Origin of the sequence: Marinobacter azerbaijanicus (assembly GCF_030250645.1) — a bacterium.
GTDB classification, from domain to species: Bacteria; Pseudomonadota; Gammaproteobacteria; order Pseudomonadales; family Oleiphilaceae; genus Marinobacter; species Marinobacter azerbaijanicus.
The window spans coordinates 23,140-44,723 of the sequence record NZ_JASSVS010000008.1 but is presented as its reverse complement, the minus strand read 5'-3'; the positions used below and the strand labels follow the sequence as shown (position 1 = coordinate 44,723).

20 protein-coding genes are annotated in these 21,584 nt (G+C 57.9%); 4 read left to right on the top strand and 16 right to left on the bottom strand.

The window, feature by feature from the left end; all coding sequences use genetic code 11:
* Positions 1–13 precede the first annotated feature (13 nt).
* Genes rsxD through nth form a run of 4 tightly spaced genes read left to right on the top strand, consistent with a single transcriptional unit; the run spans position 14 to position 3,161 of the window.
* Entirely contained in the window at positions 14–1,066 is a 1,053-nt protein-coding gene (gene rsxD / locus QPM17_RS15430) for an electron transport complex subunit RsxD (protein WP_285391743.1), read from the top strand.
* A 3-nt stretch (positions 1,067–1,069) separates the two neighbouring features.
* Positions 1,070–1,771 (top strand): electron transport complex subunit RsxG, encoded by a 702-nt coding sequence (gene rsxG, locus QPM17_RS15425; protein WP_285391742.1) that lies wholly within the window; start codon positions 1,070–1,072, stop codon positions 1,769–1,771.
* A 1-nt stretch (position 1,772) separates the two neighbouring features.
* Positions 1,773–2,483: an electron transport complex subunit E gene (locus tag QPM17_RS15420; RefSeq protein ID WP_285391741.1), complete on the top strand. Its 711-nt coding sequence runs from the start codon at positions 1,773–1,775 to the stop codon at positions 2,481–2,483.
* Between the two features lie 36 nt (positions 2,484–2,519).
* Positions 2,520–3,161: an endonuclease III gene (nth, locus tag QPM17_RS15415; RefSeq protein WP_285391740.1), complete on the top strand. Its 642-nt coding sequence runs from the start codon at positions 2,520–2,522 to the stop codon at positions 3,159–3,161.
* A gap of 42 nt (positions 3,162–3,203) precedes the next feature.
* Here the strand turns inward: nth and QPM17_RS15410 are convergent, their stop codons facing one another.
* The 16 genes from QPM17_RS15410 to dnaE form a co-directional block, all read right to left on the bottom strand.
* Positions 3,204–3,779 carry a chalcone isomerase family protein gene (locus QPM17_RS15410; RefSeq protein WP_285391738.1) on the bottom strand — a complete coding sequence of 192 codons (576 nt, stop codon included), beginning with the start codon at positions 3,777–3,779 and terminating at the stop codon, positions 3,204–3,206.
* 192 nt (positions 3,780–3,971) lie between these two features.
* On the bottom strand, positions 3,972–4,970 hold the full coding sequence (gene rpoS, locus QPM17_RS15405) for an RNA polymerase sigma factor RpoS (RefSeq protein WP_285391737.1): 999 nt from the start codon (positions 4,968–4,970) through the stop codon (positions 3,972–3,974).
* A 191-nt stretch (positions 4,971–5,161) separates the two neighbouring features.
* Positions 5,162–5,932, bottom strand: coding sequence for a peptidoglycan DD-metalloendopeptidase family protein (locus QPM17_RS15400; protein WP_285391736.1), 771 nt, complete (start codon positions 5,930–5,932; stop codon positions 5,162–5,164).
* Positions 5,933–6,306: 374 nt separating this feature from the next.
* Positions 6,307–7,197, bottom strand: coding sequence for a DUF368 domain-containing protein (locus tag QPM17_RS15395; RefSeq protein ID WP_340366971.1), 891 nt, complete (start codon positions 7,195–7,197; stop codon positions 6,307–6,309).
* A 74-nt stretch (positions 7,198–7,271) separates the two neighbouring features.
* Positions 7,272–7,928 carry a protein-L-isoaspartate(D-aspartate) O-methyltransferase gene (locus QPM17_RS15390; protein WP_285391733.1) on the bottom strand — a complete coding sequence of 219 codons (657 nt, stop codon included), beginning with the start codon at positions 7,926–7,928 and terminating at the stop codon, positions 7,272–7,274.
* Positions 7,928–8,692, bottom strand: coding sequence for a 5'/3'-nucleotidase SurE (surE, locus tag QPM17_RS15385; RefSeq protein ID WP_285391732.1), 765 nt, complete (start codon positions 8,690–8,692; stop codon positions 7,928–7,930). The genes QPM17_RS15390 and surE overlap by 1 nt, the downstream gene beginning before the upstream one ends.
* Positions 8,693–8,801: 109 nt before the next feature.
* Positions 8,802–9,890: a tRNA pseudouridine(13) synthase TruD gene (gene truD, locus QPM17_RS15380; RefSeq protein ID WP_285391730.1), complete on the bottom strand. Its 1,089-nt coding sequence runs from the start codon at positions 9,888–9,890 to the stop codon at positions 8,802–8,804.
* A complete protein-coding gene (gene ispF / locus QPM17_RS15375; RefSeq protein ID WP_285391729.1) occupies positions 9,887–10,366 on the bottom strand; it encodes a 2-C-methyl-D-erythritol 2,4-cyclodiphosphate synthase in 480 nt (159 codons plus the stop codon). The genes truD and ispF overlap by 4 nt, the downstream gene beginning before the upstream one ends.
* A 4-nt stretch (positions 10,367–10,370) precedes the next feature.
* The gene (gene ispD, locus QPM17_RS15370; RefSeq protein WP_285391728.1) at positions 10,371–11,069 is read right to left on the bottom strand and encodes a 2-C-methyl-D-erythritol 4-phosphate cytidylyltransferase; all 699 of its coding nucleotides are present in this window, start codon (positions 11,067–11,069) and stop codon (positions 10,371–10,373) included.
* Between the two features lie 38 nt (positions 11,070–11,107).
* A complete protein-coding gene (locus QPM17_RS15365) occupies positions 11,108–11,380 on the bottom strand; it encodes a septum formation initiator family protein (protein ID WP_285391727.1) in 273 nt (90 codons plus the stop codon).
* Positions 11,381–11,567: 187 nt separating this feature from the next.
* On the bottom strand, positions 11,568–12,863 hold the full coding sequence (eno, locus tag QPM17_RS15360; protein ID WP_285391725.1) for a phosphopyruvate hydratase: 1,296 nt from the start codon (positions 12,861–12,863) through the stop codon (positions 11,568–11,570).
* Positions 12,864–13,043: 180 nt separating this feature from the next.
* A complete protein-coding gene (gene kdsA / locus QPM17_RS15355; protein ID WP_285391724.1) occupies positions 13,044–13,889 on the bottom strand; it encodes a 3-deoxy-8-phosphooctulonate synthase in 846 nt (281 codons plus the stop codon).
* A gap of 2 nt (positions 13,890–13,891) precedes the next feature.
* The gene (locus tag QPM17_RS15350) at positions 13,892–15,520 is read right to left on the bottom strand and encodes a CTP synthase (protein WP_285391723.1); all 1,629 of its coding nucleotides are present in this window, start codon (positions 15,518–15,520) and stop codon (positions 13,892–13,894) included.
* An 88-nt stretch (positions 15,521–15,608) separates the two neighbouring features.
* Entirely contained in the window at positions 15,609–16,967 is a 1,359-nt protein-coding gene (gene tilS / locus QPM17_RS15345; RefSeq protein WP_285391722.1) for a tRNA lysidine(34) synthetase TilS, read from the bottom strand.
* A complete protein-coding gene (gene accA / locus QPM17_RS15340) occupies positions 16,951–17,904 on the bottom strand; it encodes an acetyl-CoA carboxylase carboxyl transferase subunit alpha (protein ID WP_285391721.1) in 954 nt (317 codons plus the stop codon). Before accA ends, tilS begins: the two co-directional genes overlap by 17 nt.
* A gap of 176 nt (positions 17,905–18,080) precedes the next feature.
* The gene (gene dnaE, locus QPM17_RS15335) at positions 18,081–21,563 is read right to left on the bottom strand and encodes a DNA polymerase III subunit alpha (RefSeq protein WP_285391720.1); all 3,483 of its coding nucleotides are present in this window, start codon (positions 21,561–21,563) and stop codon (positions 18,081–18,083) included.
* Positions 21,564–21,584: the final 21 nt, after the last annotated feature.

Genomic DNA, 21,584 nt, shown 5'->3' with positions numbered 1-21,584 from the left:
GGCCCAAACGTTAATGGCACTTGCTCAACAGTCTTCTCCCCATGCCCGAAATGCCCGCTCCACGTCGCAGGTGATGCTGTGGGTGATACTGGCCGCCCTGCCCGGCCTGCTTGCACAAACCCTGTTCTTTGGCTGGGGCAACCTGATCAACGTGGTGTGGTGTATTGCCGTGGCTCTTGCCGCCGAAGCCGCTATCCTGAAGATTCGTAAGCGCCCAGTGGCCTTCTTCCTGAAAGACAACACTGCGGCGGTCACTGGCCTCCTGCTGGGACTCTCTCTACCGCAGTTCGCCCCCTGGTGGGTATCGGCCGTGGCGGTTATTGCGGCTATTGTCATGGCCAAACAGCTCTACGGCGGCCTGGGCTCCAATCCGTTCAACCCCGCAATGGTAGGCTATGCCCTGGTGCTGATTTCCTTCCCGGTGGCCATGACCACCAACTGGGCCCAGCCTGGCCTGCTGTGGGAAACCGCCCCGGGGTTCGGGGAAACCCTGAGCATGATCGCCTCCAGCCAGCAAACGGTGGTGGACGCTTACACCATGGCCACGCCTCTGGATGAGTACAAACACAAGATTGCTACCCATACCGCGGCAGAAGTGCTTGAGCACCCCACCTTTGGCGAAGGCGTCGCCCGGGGATGGGAATGGGTTAACGCTGCTTTTCTGGCCGGTGGCCTCGTTCTCATCGGCCTGAGGATCATTACCTGGCACATTCCTGTCAGTATGCTTGCTGGCCTGGTCGTCATGAGTCTTGCCTTCGGCAGTAATGCCGATCAATACGCGCCCCTGTCCATCCACCTGCTGGCAGGGGGTACCATGCTGGGGGCGTTTTTCATTGCCACCGACCCGGTATCTTCCGCTTCCAGTCATCAGGGCAAGCTGATCTACGGTGCCGGCATTGGTGTTCTGGTCTACCTGATTCGCACCTGGGGCGCCTACCCGGACGCGGTGGCTTTCAGTGTGCTGCTGATGAACTTTGCCGTGCCGTTTATCGATCACTACACGCCACCGCGCACCTATGGGCACCACAAGCCCCGGCGCGGCATTCCCGGCAAGTCTCAGGGGTAAGTCATGGCAGCACTCGCACAGTCCATCCGTCGCAACGCCATTGGCCTTGGCCTGTTTGCCATCATTACCGGCGGAACCATTGCGGTAACCCAGGTGATGACGGCCGAACGCATAGAGGAACAGGCCGCCCGCGCAGAGGCAAAGGCCCTGTTTGAAATCATTCCGGAGAGTGAGCATGACAACAATCTGCTCACTGACACCGTTGAGCTTCCCGCCAACAAACGGTTGGATTCCGGGGAGCCGGTCACCGCATGGGTCGCGCGCCGCAACGGTCGACCAACGGGCCTGATCATGCCGGTGGTGGCACCTGACGGTTACTCGGGCGACATTCACCTGCTGGTTGGTGTGAATCTGGAGGGCGAAATACTGGGCGTGAGAGTCACCAGTCATCGTGAGACGCCCGGTCTCGGGGACCGCATAGAAACCAAGAAATCCGACTGGATTCATTCGTTCACCGGCCGTTCTCTCGGGAACCCTGAACCAAAACGCTGGAACGTCAAGAAAAATGGCGGTGTGTTCGATCAGTTCACTGGTGCCACCATTTCCCCGAGGGCTGTCGTAAAGGCCGTACAGAAATCCCTAATCTATTTCCGCGAACACCGCAGTGACATTCGCGACATCCTGAACGAGCCGGCGTCACCCCGGAAAAACCCCCTTACCCCGGAAGAGATCGCCGGTCAGACACCAGAACGGGAGCATTCGTAATATGGCGACCAAACCCAGTTCAGAGATCATCCGTGACGGTTTGTGGACCAACAACCCGGCCCTGGTTCAGGTGCTGGGCCTGTGCCCCCTGCTAGCGGTAACCAGTACCGTGGTCAATGCCATTGGTCTCGGGCTCGCCACCCTGCTGGTACTCACAGGCTCAAACCTGGCGGTCTCGCTGATTCGAAACTTTGTCAGTGAGTCGGTACGCCTGCCGGCCTTTGTGATGATCATCGCTTCGTTCGTCACCTGCGCAGAACTGCTGATGCAGGCCTATACCTATGAGCTCTACCAGATATTGGGCATATTCATCCCGCTGATCGTGACCAATTGCGCCATTCTCGGCCGCGCTGACGCCTTTGCCTCCAAGAACCCACCCCTGCCTGCGGCACTGGACGGCGCCATGATGGGTATCGGGTTTCTGGTAGTGCTGGTTCTCCTTGGCGCCATGCGGGAACTGGTTGGTCAGGGCACCCTGTTTGTCGATATGGACTTGCTTCTGGGCCCCATGGCCGAAGACTGGGGCTTCCACCCACTGGAGCAGTATCCGGATGTGCTGTTCATGGTTCTGCCACCCGGTGCATTTGTCGGGCTCGGGCTTCTCATTGCCCTCAAGAACGGCATCGACAATCATATCAAGGCCCGCCGCAAGGCAGCCGAACCCGTGGTGGCCGGCAGCAAGCGAGTACGAGTGACAGGCCATGTTTCCTGATCAGCCCGTGACCACCTTTCAGATAGCGGATTGCCCATGAACAAGGAAAAACGTACCGAAATATTCACCCGTCTCCGGGACGCTAACCCCACACCGACAACCGAGCTGAACTACTCCAGCCCGTTCGAACTGCTGATCGCCGTGATCCTATCAGCCCAGGCAACCGACGTCGGTGTGAACAAGGCAACAGCAAAACTCTTCCCGGTCGCCAACACACCGGAGAAAATCCTTGCGCTGGGAGTGGACGGGCTGAAAGAGTACATCAAGACCATCGGGCTTTTTAACAGCAAGGCTGAGAACGTCATCAAGACCTGTCGGGCGCTGATTGAGAAGCATGGAGGCGAGGTTCCCGATAACCGGGAAGATCTGGAAGCGCTGCCGGGTGTGGGCCGGAAAACCGCCAATGTGGTGCTGAACACTGCCTTTGGGCAACCGGCCATGGCAGTGGATACGCACATTTTCCGAGTGTCCAACCGTACCGGTATTGCCCCGGGCAAGAATGTTCTGGAAGTGGAAAAGCGCCTGATGCGCGTGGTGCCGAAGGAGTTCCTGCTGGACGCCCACCACTGGCTGATCCTGCACGGACGCTATACCTGTACCGCGCGAAAGCCCAGGTGCGGCTCCTGTATTATCGAGGATCTTTGCGAATACAAATACAAAAGAGACTATATGGAGTGAAGCCGGGCCCCACTCATGGGGGCTCCGGCTTCTACCGGGCTGTTATCGCTGGCCCAGCATTTTCTCTTTCAGGTCTTTCTGGGCAGGCTCATCTGAAAGCCAGATACCAAACAGAGCCTTCTTGAATTCCAGGTCACCGATGGTGGCGCGCTCCTCGCCATTTTTCAGCACACGCACGCCCTCACCCGGAAGGTAGACCAGATCAAAGACGTCACCGTCATTGATCTCCTCGGAAAATACGTCGAGAAATGCGTCCACATCATCCTGGATTGCCGACAGGCCACCCCCTGTGGAGTTCTCAAAACCCTCCATGGTGGCAGACTTCATTTTGTCGCTGGTGATCATCCCGGAAATAATGTGAAGGGTAATGGCCTGGGGCTCGTCCGCATTGATAATGGCCTGGCCATCGTCAATGGTCTCCGGCACATACAGACCACCGATGTACAGATCCATAAACCACTTTGAGCGGGTACCCGCGCCGTTTAGTTTCAACTCGGTGTCCATCGCCGAGTAGGTATCCGGCAGGTCCACGCCCTCTATAGTCAGAGCGGAAGCCGGGGCTGACAGGGCTGCGGTCAGCAGCAGTGAGGCAAATCCTGTTGATAGAGCCTTTTTCATCGTCCTTTCCTTATTGATCATTATTATTGAATGTCTCGTGATTATTTGCCGGAGTTCGACACCCTTATCCCACCCCGGCCAGGCAAGTTTAACAGGGAGCAAACCACCCCTTACGCCGGCTGGTTCTCATTTGGCAACGCAAAAAAAAACCGGCGCGCGTAGCGGGCCGGTTTTTTTGCTGGGCAGAACCAGTTATTTGAAAAGCATGGTTCCGGACAGTCCTTCTTTCTCCAGAATTTCCCGCAGGCGGCGGAGCGCCTCCACCTGGATCTGGCGAACCCGCTCACGGGTCAGGCCAATCTCCTGCCCCACTTCTTCAAGAGTACTGATGGGGTAACCTCTCAGACCAAAACGACGGGAGAGCACTTCCTGTTGCTTGTCACTGAGCTGGTCAATCCACTTCTCAACACAGGAACACATGTTGTTATCCTGCAGAAGATCGGCCGGGTCTGATGCGCCTTCATCCGCAACGGTATCCAGCAGTGACTTCTCTCCGCCGCTACCGATAGGGGTGTCCATGGAGGCAACACGCTCATTCAAACCGAGCATCCGCTTCACATCAGAGACCGGCTTATCCACCATGGTTGCGATTTCTTCTGCCGAAGGCTCATGGTCCAGTTTCTGGGTGAGTTCTCTGGCCGCCCGCAGGTAGAGATTGAGCTCCTTGACCACATGAATGGGAAGACGAATGGTGCGGGTCTGATTCATGATGGCCCGCTCAATGGTCTGGCGAATCCACCAGGTGGCGTAAGTGGAAAAGCGGAATCCGCGTTCGGGATCAAACTTTTCCACGGCCCGGATCAGCCCCAGATTTCCTTCTTCGATTAGATCCAGCAACGTTAAACCACGGTTCACATAACGACGGGCAATCTTGACGACCAGACGAAGGTTACTCTCGATCATGCGTTTGCGACCGGACTCTTCGCCCTTGCGGGCAAGCCGCGCAAAATAGACTTCTTCTTCCGGTGTAAGTAGTGGAGAAAACCCGATTTCATTGAGATAGAGCTGGGTGGCATCCAGCTGTTTCTGGCTGGTGAAATAACGGCCCTGGGCCGGAATTCCGTCTTCTGTTTCGACCGCCTCGGTTTCGGCAGCTTCTTTTTCTACTTTGTCTTCTGCTAACAGTGGATCGTCGGCATCCTCGACGTCGGATACACGATCGATGATGAGTTCTTCATGTTCTGCTGACATAACTCTTGCCCCGCCTTTCAATCATCCTGGATATTCGCTCACGTATTCTTGTTATTGCGAGCGCCTGCTGTTTATTCGTTTTCTTGTTCAGGACATCTATTGCTAGCTGTGGCGATTATCACACCACCAATTCTTGTTTTGGTGTTGAGTGTCTATGATGCCGGCTTCAGGTTTTGTGTCGCAAGTCCGTCTCATCGGGATGGGAGGTAGTGCATGGGGTCGACAGGATTGCCATTTTTCCGGATTTCAAAATGCAACCTTGGCCGATCCGTGCCGCTGGTTCCCAGTTCAGCGATGACCTGTCCGGCTTTTACATCCTCCCCTTCCTGCACCAGAATCTTCCGGTTATGTGCGTAAGCACTCAAATAGTGCTCGTTGTGGTTCACTATAATCAGATTGCCGTAGCCAAGTAACCCGCTTCCGGCATAGACGACGTTACCACTTGCCGCCGCTCTTACAGAGTCTCCTTCTTTTCCAGCAATATCAATACCTTTATTGACTTTCCCGGATGTCGAATAACCTGCAATTACGGTGCCAACGTGTGGCCAGCGCCAGGCGATACTGGCAACTGTCTGCGTCTGTCCGGTTATCGGCGAAGACCTGTCCGGTGCCTTCGAAACCGACGGTCTGGATTCCGATTGCGGCTCCTGCTGACGGGAGACACTGGGGGCAGAACGCTGGGGCGACGAAGAGGCTGCTTTCCTGTTGCTGCTCCGATTGTCTCCGGATGATGTTACATTTCCGCGAACATCAAGCCTTAGCACCTGTCCCGCCTTCAGGTTATAGGGAGATGTCATGTTGTTCGCATCACCAAGTTCACGGTAATCCCGGCCATACCGCCAGGCGATGCTATAGAGGGTTTCGCCTGGCTTGACCACATGACGCCCCCAGTACACAGGCGGGTTATAGCGGTCGTCCTGGTAAATGGCCTGGGTATTACAGCCAGTCAGCAGTACTGGCATCAACAACAGGCAGGACAGAATAAAGGGGAAGGCAAGGTAGCGTGCGCGCTTTTTCGAGCACGAAAGGACAGGGGCACCGGAGGGGAGCCGCGGGAGGGCTGCCTTTGCAGCGGTAATAAACCCACGCACTGATCTAAAAAGAATAAAAATATGCCCGTTATTGAAAATTCGTATAAAAAATACGGCAGTTTATAAAGTGTTGTAAGTAACCTACTAATTTATTGCATATTTTGGACGGGAAGCCAAGTTACCTGCCTGTTGCTTTTGTTACCGCCAGAAACACCCTTGATGAGCAAAAAGTAACACTTTGTCCCGACACACCAGTGAACAGTGTCACAAATCCGACCGGGATGCGGCTTTCCTGACCTCAACCGTCAGGCAGTTCTATTACTGCCGGCCCACTCTACCAGCAATACCAGTAACAGCCCCACCGAAGCGCAGAGTAATGCCAGTAACAGCTGTGGATCCTGCCCCGTCATCTCAGCATAGCCCAACGGACTGATGCTCGCCTCGTTAAGCGGAACCAGCTCGCCAGCGCTGTTGGTCCGCCAGCTCAGGGTTTCTTTCCAGGGCCATACCTTGTTCAGAGCTCCCACCATAAACCCGGTAAGCAGGGCCAGAACCGGATCGTGAAAATGCCGGAATGCCCAGGTAATAAGCCGGGCAACAGACAGCAGCCCTACCAGGCAGCCGCTCATGAAAATCAACAGGGTGGAAATATCCAGTGCGCGTATGGCATCCAGCACCGGAACATACATACCCAGAATGACCAGTATGAAGCTGCCCGATATACCGGGAAGTATCATGGCGCAGATGGCCAGGGCACCGGCGCCAAAAAATACCAGAGAGGAGGGTGCAAGCTCACTGGCGGGTAATGTAGTGATCCACCAGGCAAATACGGTCCCGGCAAGTAACGGCAACAGTAGAGCTGGCCTGTAATGGCGGACCTGACGACCCACATGCCATACGGAAGCGACGATCAGGCCAAAGAAGAAGCTCCAGATAAGAATGGGATATTCCGCCAGGATAAAGCTGATGGCCGACGCCAGGGTGGCGATGCTGCCAATGATGCCCGCTAACAATGCCAGCAGGAAGGAGCCGTCACAGGCCTGCCAGAATGCCTTTAACTGGCCCCGGAACAGGTGCCGGTAAACCGCCTGGGGAGCCGCCCCGATTGCCTCCAGAAGCCTGAAATAGATGCCGGTAATGAAGGCAATGGTTCCCCCGGAAACACCCGGAACGATATCGGCAGCTCCCATGGCCATGCCCCGGAGGAATACAGCAAATGGATGGTGGTTCCGGGCCGGTTCTGTGGAGTCTTGTCGCTGGGGCTCTGAGATCACCGCACAACCCCGCCCAAAAGGGGCACAAAGCGCACCGGCTCGATCTCTGTGGTTTCAAACCGATCACCATGACGAACCATTTCCACCAGCATCTGGGTTCCCTCACCTATCGGGGCCACGATTACGCCACCATCCGCCAGCTGATCTTTCAGCTCGGAAGGAATTTCCCGCGGCGCAGCTGTCACGATGATACCGTCGAATGGGCCCTGATCTGGCCAGCCCATGCCACCGTCGGCATGCTTGAGCATGACATTGCGCAGACCGAGCTGGCGGAGCCGGTCCCGGGCCCTGTCCTGTAGCGGCCGGATTCGCTCAACACTGAACACCTGATCCACCAGCCGGGCCAGGATCGCTGTCTGATAACCGGACCCGGTCCCCAGCTCCAGTACTTTACGTGGCGCGTGGCGCAACAGGGATTCTGTCATTCGCGCCACAATGTAAGGCTGGGACAGAGTCTGGCTATAGCCAATGGGTAATGAGGTGTCTTCATAGGCCCGATGGGCCAGGGCTTCATCCAGAAAAATGTGGCGCGGAGTATCCGACATTGCCTGCAACACCTGCTCGTCTGCTATGCCGGCTTCCCTCAACCTCTGTATCAATCGCATTCGGGTTCTGCGGGAAGTCATTCCGATGCCGTCGATCTGTGCGACCATCAGCGCCCCTCCCGTTCCGACAGCAGACCGACCCACTCCCTCAGGGACGAGAGCACTTCGTGGCGGGTCATATCCACCTGGACCGGGGTAATGGACACATACTTCTCACGGACAGCGTTAAAATCGGTACCGGGGCCCGCATCACTGCCTTCGCCGGCAGCACCAATCCAGTAACGGGCCTTGCCGCGGGGACAGGTCATGGGTACCGCTCCCTCGGCACGATCACGATGCCCCAGGCGGGTTACACGGAAACCCGCGAGCTCTTCCCAGGGAACATCGGGGACATTCACATTGAGTATACAGCGAGGGCCCAGTTTCAGCGGGGCCTGGCTCTCCAGCAATACCCGAACAACCCTGGCAGCCGTTTCGTAGTGAAAGCGCCCTTCATTGACCAGTGACACTGCGATGGCAGGCAGGCCCAGATTCCTGCCCTCGGTGGCAGCGGCAACGGTTCCGGAGTAGATGATGTCATCCCCGAGGTTGGCGTGAGTATTGATTCCCGACACAACCCGATCAAACGGTTCGTCAAACAGACCGTTCACCCCAAGATGGACACAGTCCGTCGGGGTTCCATCAACGGAGCGGAAGCCGTTTGGGTGATCCTCCACCGTTAATGGGCGGTTGAGCGTTAATGCGTTGCTTGCGCCACTATGGTCGCGATCCGGCGCTACAACCTCCAGATCCCCCACTCCGACAAGCCCTTCATAAAGCGCCTGCAGACCGGGTGAATGAACGCCATCATCATTGGACAACAGAATTCGCACAATATTCTCCGCTAGCCTTGATTCCCCGCTTCCGCCTTTCCGTTCCGGAAAGTGGCGCCGGGTGTTTTATTGTCGGGGGTCTCGCGCCCCTTTTTTTAACCGGGAAGCATCAGTCCCTCCCGGCAACCCTCGTTGCATCCGTTATCTCGAACACATCGCTCACCAAGCTGGTTGCGTACTGCCCCGGTGCAAGCCAGAACTTCAGCAGCAGTTGATCGCCCCCCTGCCATTGCCAGTCGAGCGCTGCCGGCAACATTTTCAGCGGCCGGCGTTCCGGCTGCATGCGGGTAGTTGCAAACACCGCCGCCAGCTGGGGATGCTGGGCAATCACCGCCCGTTCAAGCTCGCCCTGGGCTGACACCGCAGCGGTTCCACCGTCTCCCCACAGGGGGCCTGTCACCATTATATCGTGACTATCGCTGGTGCCGGGTTCACCCTCCATCGGGTCCAGCCAGGTACCATTGCGCACCCGTAAGGCAAGCACTTCATTAAACAGCCACGAGCGAGCCGCCGAAAAGTACAATACGTTTTTACTGTCGCTACTGCCAGAGGTTGACCGCCCTCTTCCGCGCTTTTTGGCATTGCGGGCGCCACGACGATTCAGCCTTGACGGATCCATGGTCAGTGCCCGATCCAGGTTGGCTCCGCCATGGCCAAATCTCTGCGGCCCGAAATAGTTCGGACATCCCACATCCCGTAAACGGGTCAATGCCTGGTCAACGGCCGCCTGGTCGCCCGACACGTCCCTCAGCACCACCTCAAAGTAGTTGCCGCTGTGATCCCCCCGCCGCAACTTCCGGGCCTGACGATGGTGCGCCAGAACCCGCCAGTTTCCGGCCACTGCGCTCAGGAAGGTGGCGTCGTCATCCTCCTGGCCCGGTCGGTAAATACTGAACCATTGGCGGGTGACAGCATGGCGGTCCTTCAGACCACAAAAACCCACATCGAAATGGCGGCAACCGGAAAGGGTCGCCAGTTGACGTGCAACATAATCGGTATTGTCACCGTTTTTTTCGAGCCGCACACAGAGATGCTCACCACCGTTCGTCAGTGCTTCCGGTAATGGCAGGTCTTCATCAACCAGAAAATCCTCGGGGCAGGTCTTGAGCACGGCACTGGCCACTCGTCCTCCGCCGGAGGTCGGCCAGTCCGTGCGCCAGCCGGATTTCTCCGTTGTGGTGTCCGGGGTGTCAATCATGAGGCTGTCGCTTCGAGCAGACAGATGGCCTGGCAGGCGATGCCTTCACCCCGGCCGGTAAAGCCAAGCTTTTCGGATGTGGTTGCCTTGACGCTGACCCTGCTGGCCGGAATACCAAGGTCTTCCGCAATGTTAAGCCGCATGGCTTCAATGTGGGGCGCCATTTTCGGTGCCTGGGCAATAATGGTCGCATCCACATTGCCAACCCCAAAGCCCTCATCCGCGACGCGCCCTACAACCCTGCGCAGAAGATCCCGGCTATCAGCACCGGCCCATTCATCACTGGTATCCGGAAACAGATGACCGATGTCGCCAAGCGCTGCCGCTCCCAGCAACGCGTCTGCAAGGGCATGCAACAGTACATCTCCGTCAGAGTGGGCCCTGAGGCCCTGACTGAACGGAATAGGGACACCTCCAAGGGTTACCTGATCGCCCTCGCAAAACGCGTGGACATCGAAGCCTTGCCCGATTCGCATAGTGTTATTTCCTTTTCAAGATAAAGCCGGCAAGGGCCAGATCAGCGGGTACGGTAACCTTGATGTTATCCGGTCTCCCCTCCACGATACAGGGGTTCTGGCCGGCATATTCGATTGCAGAGGCCTCATCCGTTACCGGGTACCCTGCGTCAATAGCACTCTCAAGCGCCCGCTTCAAAGCCAGGAAACGGAACATCTGGGGGGTAAGCGCGCGCCAAAGGTCACGACGGTCTACCGTTGTTTCAACCTCGCGGCTCCCGGGCCCGGTCCGTTTGAGGGTATCGGCCACCGGCGTTGCCAACAGGCCTCCTACGGGGTGATCACCCAGCTCGGACAACAGACGCCTAAGATCATCGGGATGAAGGCAGGGACGGGCTGCGTCATGAACCAGCACCCAGTCATCATCATCGGCGCGTTCTGACAACGCATCCAGGGCGGCCAGTACTGATGCTGCACGCTCTGACCCACCGATACACGCACTGATACGGGGGTCCTTGCTGGCGTCCGTTTCCGGCCACCACCGGTCGTTGGCCCCTGTAGCCACCACACATCCGGAGAAAGCAGCGTTGTCCAGCAACCGGGAAAGCGTGATGTCGACAATAAAACGCTGGCCCAGCCGGAGGTACTGTTTGGGACAATCAGCCTGCATGCGCTGACCGGAGCCTGCGGCGGGAACAATCAGCCAGTAGCGGGGTTTACTCATGAACGTGGCCGGCTTTAACAGGTCGGACTTGTGGCTGATTACTGCTCAACCACCAGGAAGAAGGTTTCATCGTTACGGATCAATCCCAGATTCATTCGCGCCCGCTCCTCTACCGCGCCCTTCTCTCCCCGGAGATTGCGGACTTCGGCATAGAGACGCTCATTCCGTACTGCCAGCTCGGCGTTTTCCTCGCGCTGCTCTGCGATCGCCTTCTCCAGCCCCCACACCTGGGCAAAGCTGCCTTCCCCGACCCACAGGCGCACCTGCAGCAGGAGAATGAGAATAATCATGATGGACCAGAGCAACTTCATTGCGAATTCCGTTTACGACACACCAACCGAGTGTTGAGTATAGACCTTAGTGTAGATTAGCAACAAGTTCTGCTAACCGGTTGTACAAAAAGGCCATCGTGCCTCTCAATTTCAGAACCACGATGGCCTTTTGAGGCCTGTTACCTGCCAGCGTCCTGCCGGACAGGCAAACCTGATAACGGGACGGTCAGCCCTGGCCCTTGATCTCACTCAGGCCACGATAGGGCGCCTTGCCATCCAGTGCTTCCTCGATACGAAGCAGCTGGTTGTACTTGGCAACCCTATCGGAGCGGCACAGCGAACCGGTCTTGATCTGGCCTGCACAGGTGGCAACGGCCAGATCGGCAATGGTGGTGTCCTCGGTCTCACCGGAACGGTGGGAAATAACAGCCGTGTAGCCTGCATCCTGGGCCATTTTGATGGCATCCAGGGTTTCACTCAGGCTGCCGATCTGGTTGAACTTGATCAGGATGGAGTTGGCAATGCTCTTGTCGATCCCCTGCTTGAGGATTTTGGTATTGGTAACGAACAGGTCATCACCCACGAGTTGAACCTTGCTACCCAGCTTCTCGGTGAGCACTTTCCAGCCGTCCCAGTCACTCTCGTCCATACCGTCTTCAATGGACACAATGGGATAACGCTCGCACAGCCCTGCCAGGTAATCGGCAAAACCGGCGGAATCGAAGGACTTACCCTCACCGGACAGCTGGTACTGGCCATCCTTGTAGAACTCGGAAGACGCACAGTCCAGAGCGAGAGTCACATCGGTACCCAGCTTGTAACCGGCTTTCTCCACTGCTTCCTGAATCACTGCCAGAGCGCCTTCGTTGGAAGGCAGGTCCGGTGCGAAACCACCTTCGTCACCCACCGCTGTGTTCAGGCCTTTGGCGTTGAGAACCTTCTTCAGCGCGTGGAAAATCTCAGCACCGATACGCAGGGCCTCGGCAAACGACTTGGCCGCCACCGGCTGGATCATGAACTCCTGGATATCAACGTTATTGTCCGCGTGCTCGCCGCCGTTGAGGATATTCATCATCGGCACCGGCATGCTGTACTTGCCGGAAGTGCCGTTCAGGTCTGCAATGTGGGCATACAGCGGCTTGCCCAGTGACGCAGCGGCGGCCTTGGCGGCGGCCAGTGAAACCGCCAGAATCGCGTTGGCACCCAGGTTGGCTTTGTTCTCTGTGCCGTCCAGCTCCAGCATGATGTTGTCCAGAGCACGCTGGTCAGCCGCATCTTTACCAATCAAAGCGTCACGGATTTTGGTGTTCACCGCTTCAACAGCCTTCAGAACACCTTTGCCCAGATAGCGATTTGCATCTTTGTCCCTTAGCTCCAGGGCTTCACGGGAACCAGTGGAAGCACCGGAGGGCGCGCAGGCACTACCAATGGTTCCATCCTCAAGGATAACGTCTGCTTCAACCGTGGGATTTCCACGGGAATCCAGTACCTCACGGCCTTTAATGTTGGCAATCTTGGTCATTCTTCTCTGTCTCCAAGTTTGATTTCAAATTTGGGAGTAAGAGCGAGCGGGAACGGCCCTACGAAAAACGCTACAAGCACATCCATGTGCGCTTGGGCTCCGCCATCCATGGCTCCGCACATTTTCGTAGGGCCGTTCCCGCTCACTCCCATAGTCCTTCTGGAACGCAAAAACCGCCAATCAGGCGGTATCGAGAGGCTTAAAGCTTTTAACAAGATCATCCACAGCTTTGACTCGCTGAAGAAACTGCTCCAACTGACTCAGTCGCAACGCACACGGACCGTCGCACTTGGCTTTATCCGGATCGGGATGCGCTTCCAGGAACAGTCCGGCCAGGCCCTGAGACATACCCGCCAGGGCCAGATCGGTCACCTGCGCGCGCCGGCCGCCGGCTGAATCAGCACGCCCACCCGGCATCTGCAAAGAGTGGGTCACGTCGAACATCACCGGCACATTCATTGCCTTCATGATGCCGAAGCCCAACATATCGACGACAAGGTTGTTATAACCGAAGCTACTGCCCCGCTCACACAGGATCACCTTGTCGTTACCGGCCTCTTCGCACTTCTTGATGATGTGCTTCATTTCCTGGGGCGCCAGGAACTGGGCCTTCTTGATATTGATGACCGCACCGGTTTCCGCCATGGCAACGACCAGATCCGTCTGACGACTCAGGAAGGCCGGCAACTGGATAATGTCACAGACTTCTGCAGCTGGCGCCGCCTGTGCCGGTTCGTGCACGTCGGAAATGATGGGGACACCGAACTTGCTCTTGATGTCCGCCAGTATCTGCAAGCCTTTTTCAAGGCCAGGGCCGCGGAAGGAATGCACCGAAGAGCGGTTGGCCTTGTCGAAGGAGGCCTTGAACACATAGGGAATACCCAGCTTACTGGTAGCCTCAACGTACGCCTCGGCCACTTCCATGGCCATTTCCGGGGACTCCAGAACGTTCATGCCGCCAAAAAGCACGAACGGCCTTTCATTGGCAACCTGAATCCCCGCAACATTGACCGTACTCTGCGCCATGATCAGGATTCCTTTTTACGGGCCAGGGCTGCCTCGACAAAGCCCTTGAACAGCGGATGGCCGTCCCGGGGCGTGGAGGTGAATTCCGGATGGAACTGACAGGCCACGAACCAGGGATGGTCAGGCACTTCCACTACCTCCACCAGCTTGCCGTCTGTGGAGCGGCCGGAGATTCTCAGGCCGGCACCCTCCAGTTGTGGCAGGAAATGGTTGTTCACCTCAAAACGGTGACGGTGGCGTTCGCGGATAGTCTTACGGCCATAGCAGTTGGCTATAGTGGAGCCTTCAGCCACCACACAGTCCTGTGCGCCGAGGCGCATGGTGCCGCCAAGGTCAGATGCCTCGGTTCTCTCTTCTTTCTCACCGCTGGCATCCAGCCATTCGGTAATCAGGCCTACCACGGGCTCTGGCGTGTGCTCGCGGAATTCGGTGCTGTGGGCGTCCTTCAGGCCGGCAACGTTGCGGGCATATTCGATAACTGCAACCTGCATGCCCAGACAGATACCCAGGTAGGGGACCTTGTTTTCGCGGGCGTACTGGACGGTGCGAATCTTGCCTTCAACACCTCGCTCACCAAAGCCACCAGGAACCAGGATGGCGTCTGCGCTGTCCAGCGCACCAGTGCCATCACGTTCGATGTCTTCAGAATCAATATAGTTGATCCGGACCTTGGTGCGGGTCTTGATGCCGGCATGGAGCAGGGATTCGATCAGGGACTTGTAGGCATCCAGCAGCTCCATGTACTTACCGACCATGGCAACGGTGATCTCATGGTCCGGGTTCATCAGGGACTCGACCACCGCATCCCACTCGCTCAGGTCCGCCGGGCTGGCGTCGAGACCGAAACGCTCAATGACCAGCTGGTCGAGGCCGAATTCGTGCAGCATGCGAGGGATGGCATAGATCGATTTGGCATCCTGCAGCGGGATAACCGCCCGCTCTTCCACGTTGGTGAACAGCGCAATCTTGCGGCGGGAGCTGGCGTCCACTTCGTGCTCGGAACGACACAGCAGGATGTCCGGCTGCAGGCCGATGGAGCGCATTTCCTTGACGGAGTGCTGGGTCGGCTTGGTCTTGATCTCGCCGGCAGTAGCGATGTACGGAACCAGGGTCAGGTGCATGAAGAGCGCGCGCTGGGGACCTACTTCCACCTTCAGCTGGCGACAGGCTTCCAGGAAAGGCAGGGATTCGATGTCGCCCACAGTGCCGCCGATCTCGATCAGTGCCACGTCAGCGCCAGAAGCACCCTCAACCACACGACGCTTGATCTCATCGGTAATATGGGGGATCACCTGAACCGTGCCGCCGAGGTAGTCACCACGACGCTCCTTACGAATCACTTCCTCGTAAACGCGGCCTGTCGTGAAATTGTTCCGGCGCGACATCGGCGTGCGGATAAACCGCTCATAATGCCCCAGATCCAGATCTGTTTCCGCGCCATCTTCGGTGACAAAAACCTCACCGTGCTGGAACGGGCTCATGGTGCCGGGGTCCACGTTGATGTACGGGTCCAGCTTGAGAATAGTGACCTTCAGGCCGCGTGTCTCCAGGATCGCTGCCAGCGAGGCCGATGCGATACCTTTCCCCAAGGAGGACACGACACCGCCGGTGACGAAAATATAACGCGTCATGCAGATTCCGTGATTTGTCTGGTTCGGTGAAGGAGGGAGATTATCATCTCAAGATGGGACGCCAGACTACCAGAAAGGCCTCACCTTCTCAATTACATTCCCGCTCCACAACAATGCGCCAGCCACTGGCCGGGGCCTCGCCACAGTATTGGCCGGCGAGCCACAGGTCGCCAGCTCCGATCACTTCCTGATTTCCGTTCTCCGCCTCCAGAAGCAGCGGTAACCGGGCCCTTTCCCAGGGCGGAATGCCTTTCTCCTGCAACCAGTTCTTGAGGGATTTCGAGGGGCCCTTCGGGTCTGGCCGCAAGCGTTCACCCCCTACCCTCGTAGATATTCGTATAGCCGGCGCGGGCATTTCGGAGTTGCCTGCCGGCACCAGCTGCAGGCGCCACTCCCCCCACACCAGTTCCCGGCCCGGGATCAGGGGGGCATTGTCCGATGGCAGCGGTGGTCTGTCCGCAACCAGATAAAGGTAGCCCCGATACCGGCGAACCGTATATCCCTCACCACGCAGTTCGGGCTCCCGATCCTCAGGGGCATTCACCAGGTCCGCCATCACCCGGGACCAGTCGGAAATGGACGGTGGTACATGGTGGTAACGAATAATCCACCAACGAATCAGGTTTTTCTGTTCGGCAAATCCCAGCTGTCCCAGACGTTCAACGCTCAGCGCCTCCCGTTCATTGGCGCATTGCTGAAACCGGATCCGGGCCAGCGCTCCGGCCAGCTCATCCCCCTCGCGGCAGGAACGGGCAGTGTGTCCGATACGGCTGACAAGTGATGGCCAGCGCGCCTTGAGCCGCGGCATGATGGACTGACGGAGAAAATTGCGGTCGAAACGCTCATCGGTATTGCTGGGATCCTCCACCCAGTGGATACCCATTTCAGTGGCCCAGGACCGAAGCTCACTGCGACCGAAGCCCAGCAGGGGCCGATAAAGCCGCCCCTTCCCCAATGGCCTTGACTCAGGCATGCCACCCAGCCCCGCCACTCCGGTTCCTCTCAGCAACCGGAACAGTACCGTCTCCGCCTGATCATCACCATGGTGGGCCATCAGCAGCAGTTCCTCGGGTTCCAGGAGGTCCTCGAATACCTGATAACGGGCATGCCGCGCAGACTCTTCAATACCACCGGTATCGCTGCCGGCGCCCTGCCGACTATTGACGACCACGCGCCGGATGTCGAGGGGCACCCCGAGCTCACCACAGACCTGCTGGCAGAAACGCTCCGTCTGGTCAGCATTGGGCTGTAGCTGATGGTTCACATGAACTGCGGATAACCGGCCCGAACCGGCATGGAGGCGGGCAGCAACATGGAGAAGCAGAACGGAATCCATTCCGCCGCTGAGCGCGATGCGTAAGCGTGAACAGGGAGGCAGGTTCCTGACCGGGGCACAGAGAGCCTCCGGCCAGTCAGATGCGGAGCCGGAGTTACCGGCCCGTGTCATATCGGGTCAACCGCTCATAGCGGCGGGACACCAGTTCATCAAGCGGCAGTCGGCTGAGCTCCGAGATTCCCCTGGACAGGGTTTCCCGCAGGGATTCGGCCATCTTTTCAGGATTGCGATGGGCACCGCCCAGGGGCTCGGTAATCACGTTGTCCGCCAGACCAAGGTCCTTCAGGCGATCAGCAGTAACCCCCATGGCTTCTGCTGCCTGGGATGCATATTCCGCGCTCTTCCAAAGAATCGACGCACATCCTTCCGGCGAGATAACCGCATAGGTGGAATACTGCAGCATGTTGAGCTGGTCGCACACACCGATCGCCAGGGCGCCACCGGAGCCACCCTCGCCCACCACCGTGGAAATAATCGGTGTCTTCAGTCGCGACATCACTGCCAGGTTGAAGGCGATCGCCTCACTCTGACCGCGCTCCTCGGCGCCGATACCGGGATAGGCACCGGGCGTATCGATAAACGTAAGGACGGGCATGCGGAAGCGCTCAGCCATTTCCATCAGCCGCAAGGCCTTGCGGTAGCCCTCCGGGCGGGGCATGCCGAAATTCCGCTTCACCTTGTCACGCACTTCCCGACCCTTCTGGTGGCCGATTACCATCACCGGCTTCCCGTCCAGGCGAGCCGTGCCGCCAACAATGGCCTGGTCGTCGGCATAGCGACGGTCACCGTGCAACTCGTCAAAGTCGTCGAAGATCATGTTGACGTAGTCGAGGGTGTACGGCCGACGGGGATGCCGGGCCAGCCGGGCAACGTCCCAGGGCTGGAGGTCCGAGAAGATACTTTCAGTCAGGCTTACGCTCTTTTTGCGCAACCGGCTGATTTCGTCGGTGATATTGATGTCAGTGTCGTTGCCGACCATGCGAAGCTCTTCAATCTTGGCTTCAAGGTCCGCAATAGGCTGTTCGAAATCCAGATAGTTAGGGTTCATGATGTTCCATCATTTGCTTGCAAGGCGAGAATGTAAGTCGCCAAACCAGAATTTTGGACAAAGATAGCAGCGCCCGGGCCATGGCTAAAGCGGACCTTGGTATGAGTCCGCTTTCTGACAAAAACGTAATATTTCAACACGCCCGCCACAGCCGGGATGAACCTTGCCGGACATTATCAATCATAGACCAGTTCTACGGACTGGTCGCCCACCAGATATTTCAGCTCCAGCAGGAGGTCGTCATCCGGCTGAACGCGCCAGGACTCACCCAGCTCAATACGGGTACTGGCATCATCGCTGGTGTATTCAATCCACACCGGGCTACCCTCGCAACGGAAGGGTCTCAGGGTCGAGTCCAGCTTGTCCAGCAGGCCATTCTGGAGCTGGTCCGCACGAATGGCCAGTTTGAGTCCACGGCTGAACTGTTGGCGAGCCGTGCCAACGTCCATTACGGAGTTCACCCGCATTTTCATCTGGCCGGAATAGTCATCGTGGCTCACCTGCCCCTCCACCACAATGACCTGGTCGGACTGCAACAGCTCCCGGTTCTCGAAAAACGCTTCAGAGAACAGCGTTGCCTCGATACGGGCACTGCGATCATCCAGGGTGATAAACGCCATGGTGGAGCCGGTGCGGGTTTTCATGGAACGCTGTGCCACAACCAGGCCCGCGACCCTCTGGGGCTGCCTGGCCGGCTTGAGGTCGGCAATGGAGGAACGCACAAACCGGCGGACTTCCTTTTCGTATTCGTCGAAGGGGTGGCCGGTGAGGTAAAGCCCCAGGGTATCCTTCTCGCCTTTCAGACGCTCCTTTTTCGGCCATTCCCGCACATTCGCCACGTCGGAATACGGGTCGCCGTCTTCTCCGCCCATCAGCATGTCGCCAAACATGTCGGTCATACCCACGGTTTCGTTGCGGGACTGCTGGCCTGCCTGCTGGATAGCCTTGTCGATGCTTGCCATCAGTTGCGCACGCCCGGCTCCCAGCTTGTCCATGGCGCCACAGCGGATCAGCGCCTCCATGGCCCGCTTGTTCACCTTCTTCAGATCCACCCGGCGGCAGAAATCAAAAATGTCCTGATAGGGCTCACCGTTTGCGCGACCGGCCTGGATACTCTGTATCGGCCCCTCACCCAGACCCTTGATGGCGCCCAGTCCGTATACGATGGCGCCGTCATCGTTCACCGTGAAGGTATACTCGGAACGGCTGACATCCGGCACCAGCAATTCCAGCCCCATGCTGCGGCATTCCTCCACCAGCGTGACCACCTTGTCGGTGTTCTGCATATCCGCCGTCAGCACCGCCGCCATGAACTCGGCCGGGTAATGCGCCTTCAGCCAGAGCGTCTGGTAGGACACCAGGGCGTATGCGGCGGAGTGGGATTTGTTGAAGCCGTAGCCGGCAAACTTCTCAACCAGGTCGAAGATGTTTTCAGCCAACGTCTTGTCGATGCCGTTCTTTTCACAGCCGTCGAGAAAGAACTGCTTCTGCTTGGCCATTTCCTCGGGTTTTTTCTTGCCCATGGCCCGACGCAACATGTCGGCGTTGCCAAGACTGTAGCCCGCCATCACCTGGGCAATCTGCATGACCTGTTCCTGGTACAGGATAACCCCGTAGGTGGGCTCCAGAACCGGCTTCAGGCCATCGTACTGGTAGTCAGGGTGCGGGAACGACATGGGCTGGCGACCGTGCTTACGGTCGATAAAGTCATCCACCATGCCTGACTGCAGGGGGCCGGGACGGAACAGGGCTACCAAGGCGATCATGTCTTCCAGGGAATCCGGCTGCAGGCGACGGATCAGGTCCTTCATGCCCCGGGATTCCAGCTGGAAGACTGCCGTGGTTTCCGCGTTCTTGAGCATGTCGAACGACGGCACATCATCCAGCGGAATTTCATTGATATCCAGTGCCGGCTCACCCCGCTTTTCCCGGCGGGGATTGATCATCTTCAGAGCCCAGTCGATGATGGTGAGGGTGCGCAGGCCCAGGAAGTCGAACTTCACCAGCCCGGCATCCTCCACGTCGCCCTTGTCAAACTGGGTAACCAGGCTGCCGCCCTCGTCGTCGCAATACAGCGGCGAGAAATCAGTTATCTTGGTGGGCGCAATCACCACGCCACCGGCGTGCTTACCGGCGTTACGGCAAACACCCTCGAGCTTCAGGGCCATTTCCCAGATTTCCTGGGCTTCCTCGTCGTTTTCCAGGAACTCAACCAGTTGCGGCTCCTGCTCCAGTGCCTTCTCCAGGGTCATGCCTGGTTCAAAGGGAATCATCTTGGAGAGTTTGTCCGCCAGCCCGTAGGACTTGCCCTGAACCCGGGCCACGTCGCGAACAACCGCCTTGGCGGCCATGGTGCCGAAGGTAATAATCTGGGACACCGCTTCGCGACCATATTTCTCCGCCACATAGGCAATGACGCGGTCACGGCCTTCCATGCAGAAATCCACGTCGAAGTCAGGCATGGAGACCCGTTCCGGGTTCAGAAACCGCTCGAAGAGCAGGTCGTATTCCAGTGGGTCCAGATCGGTGATCAGCTGGGCATAGGCCACCAGTGAGCCGGCACCCGAACCCCGGCCCGGCCCCACCGGCACGCCGTTGTTCTTGGCCCACTTGATGAAGTCCATTACGATCAGGAAGTACCCCGGAAAGCCCATCTGGGTAATGATATCCAGCTCGAAGTTCAGCCGCGTGTAGTAGGCCTCGCGCTTCGTGTCGTATTCCGGGTCGTCCTTGCTCAGGGTTTTCGCCAGCCGTTCCTCCAGGCCCTCTTCCGACACCTTGCGGAAGTATTCATCCATGGTCATGCCGTCAGGGATGGGATAGTTCGGCAGGAAGTATTCACCCATCCGCACCTGAACCGAGCACCGGCGGGCGATTTCCACGGTATTTTCCACCGCCTCCGGAATGTCCGAGAACAGCTCGATCATTTCCTCAGCACTGCGCAGGTACTGCTGGTCACTGAAACGCCGGTCACGCCTCGGGTCATCAAGGGTGCGGCTTTCGCCGATACAGACCCGCGCCTCGTGGGCCTCGAAATCGTCGGCGTGCAGGAAGTGGACATCGTTGGTGGCCACCACCGGGCAGGAAAGGATTTCTGCAAGTTCCACACTCAGGTGCAGGCAGTCTTCGTCCCCCGGCCGACCAGTGCGCTGAAGCTCGAGGTAGAACGATTCGGGATAGAGCTTCATCCAGTATTCCGCGCGCTGGCGGGCGAGGTCCGCCTTGCCAGCCATCAACGCCTTGCCAACATCGCCCATTCTGGAACCAGACAGTGCGATCAGGCCCGCAGGGCGGCTTTCCAGCCATTTGCGTTGAATAATAGGCTTTCCGAATCGCTGCCCCTCGGTATACCCCAGGGACACAATTTCCGTCAGGTTCAGGTAACCGTCATTGTTGCGGGCCAGCAGGGTTATCCGGAAGGGGTTATCCGGCTCTTCCGGGTTCTCGATCCAAAGGTCGGCGCCAATGATGGGTTTTACCCCTGCGCCCATAGCCGCCTTGTAGAAACGCACCAGAGAACACATGTTGGACTGTTCGGTCAGGCCAACCGCTGGCATCCCCAGCTCCGCAACCCGGCCAATCAGGGGTTTCACCCGCACCAGGCCATCTACCATTGAGTATTCGGAGTGCACACGTAGGTGGACAAAAGTCTGTGACATAGCGTCGGGGTATTCCTGCTA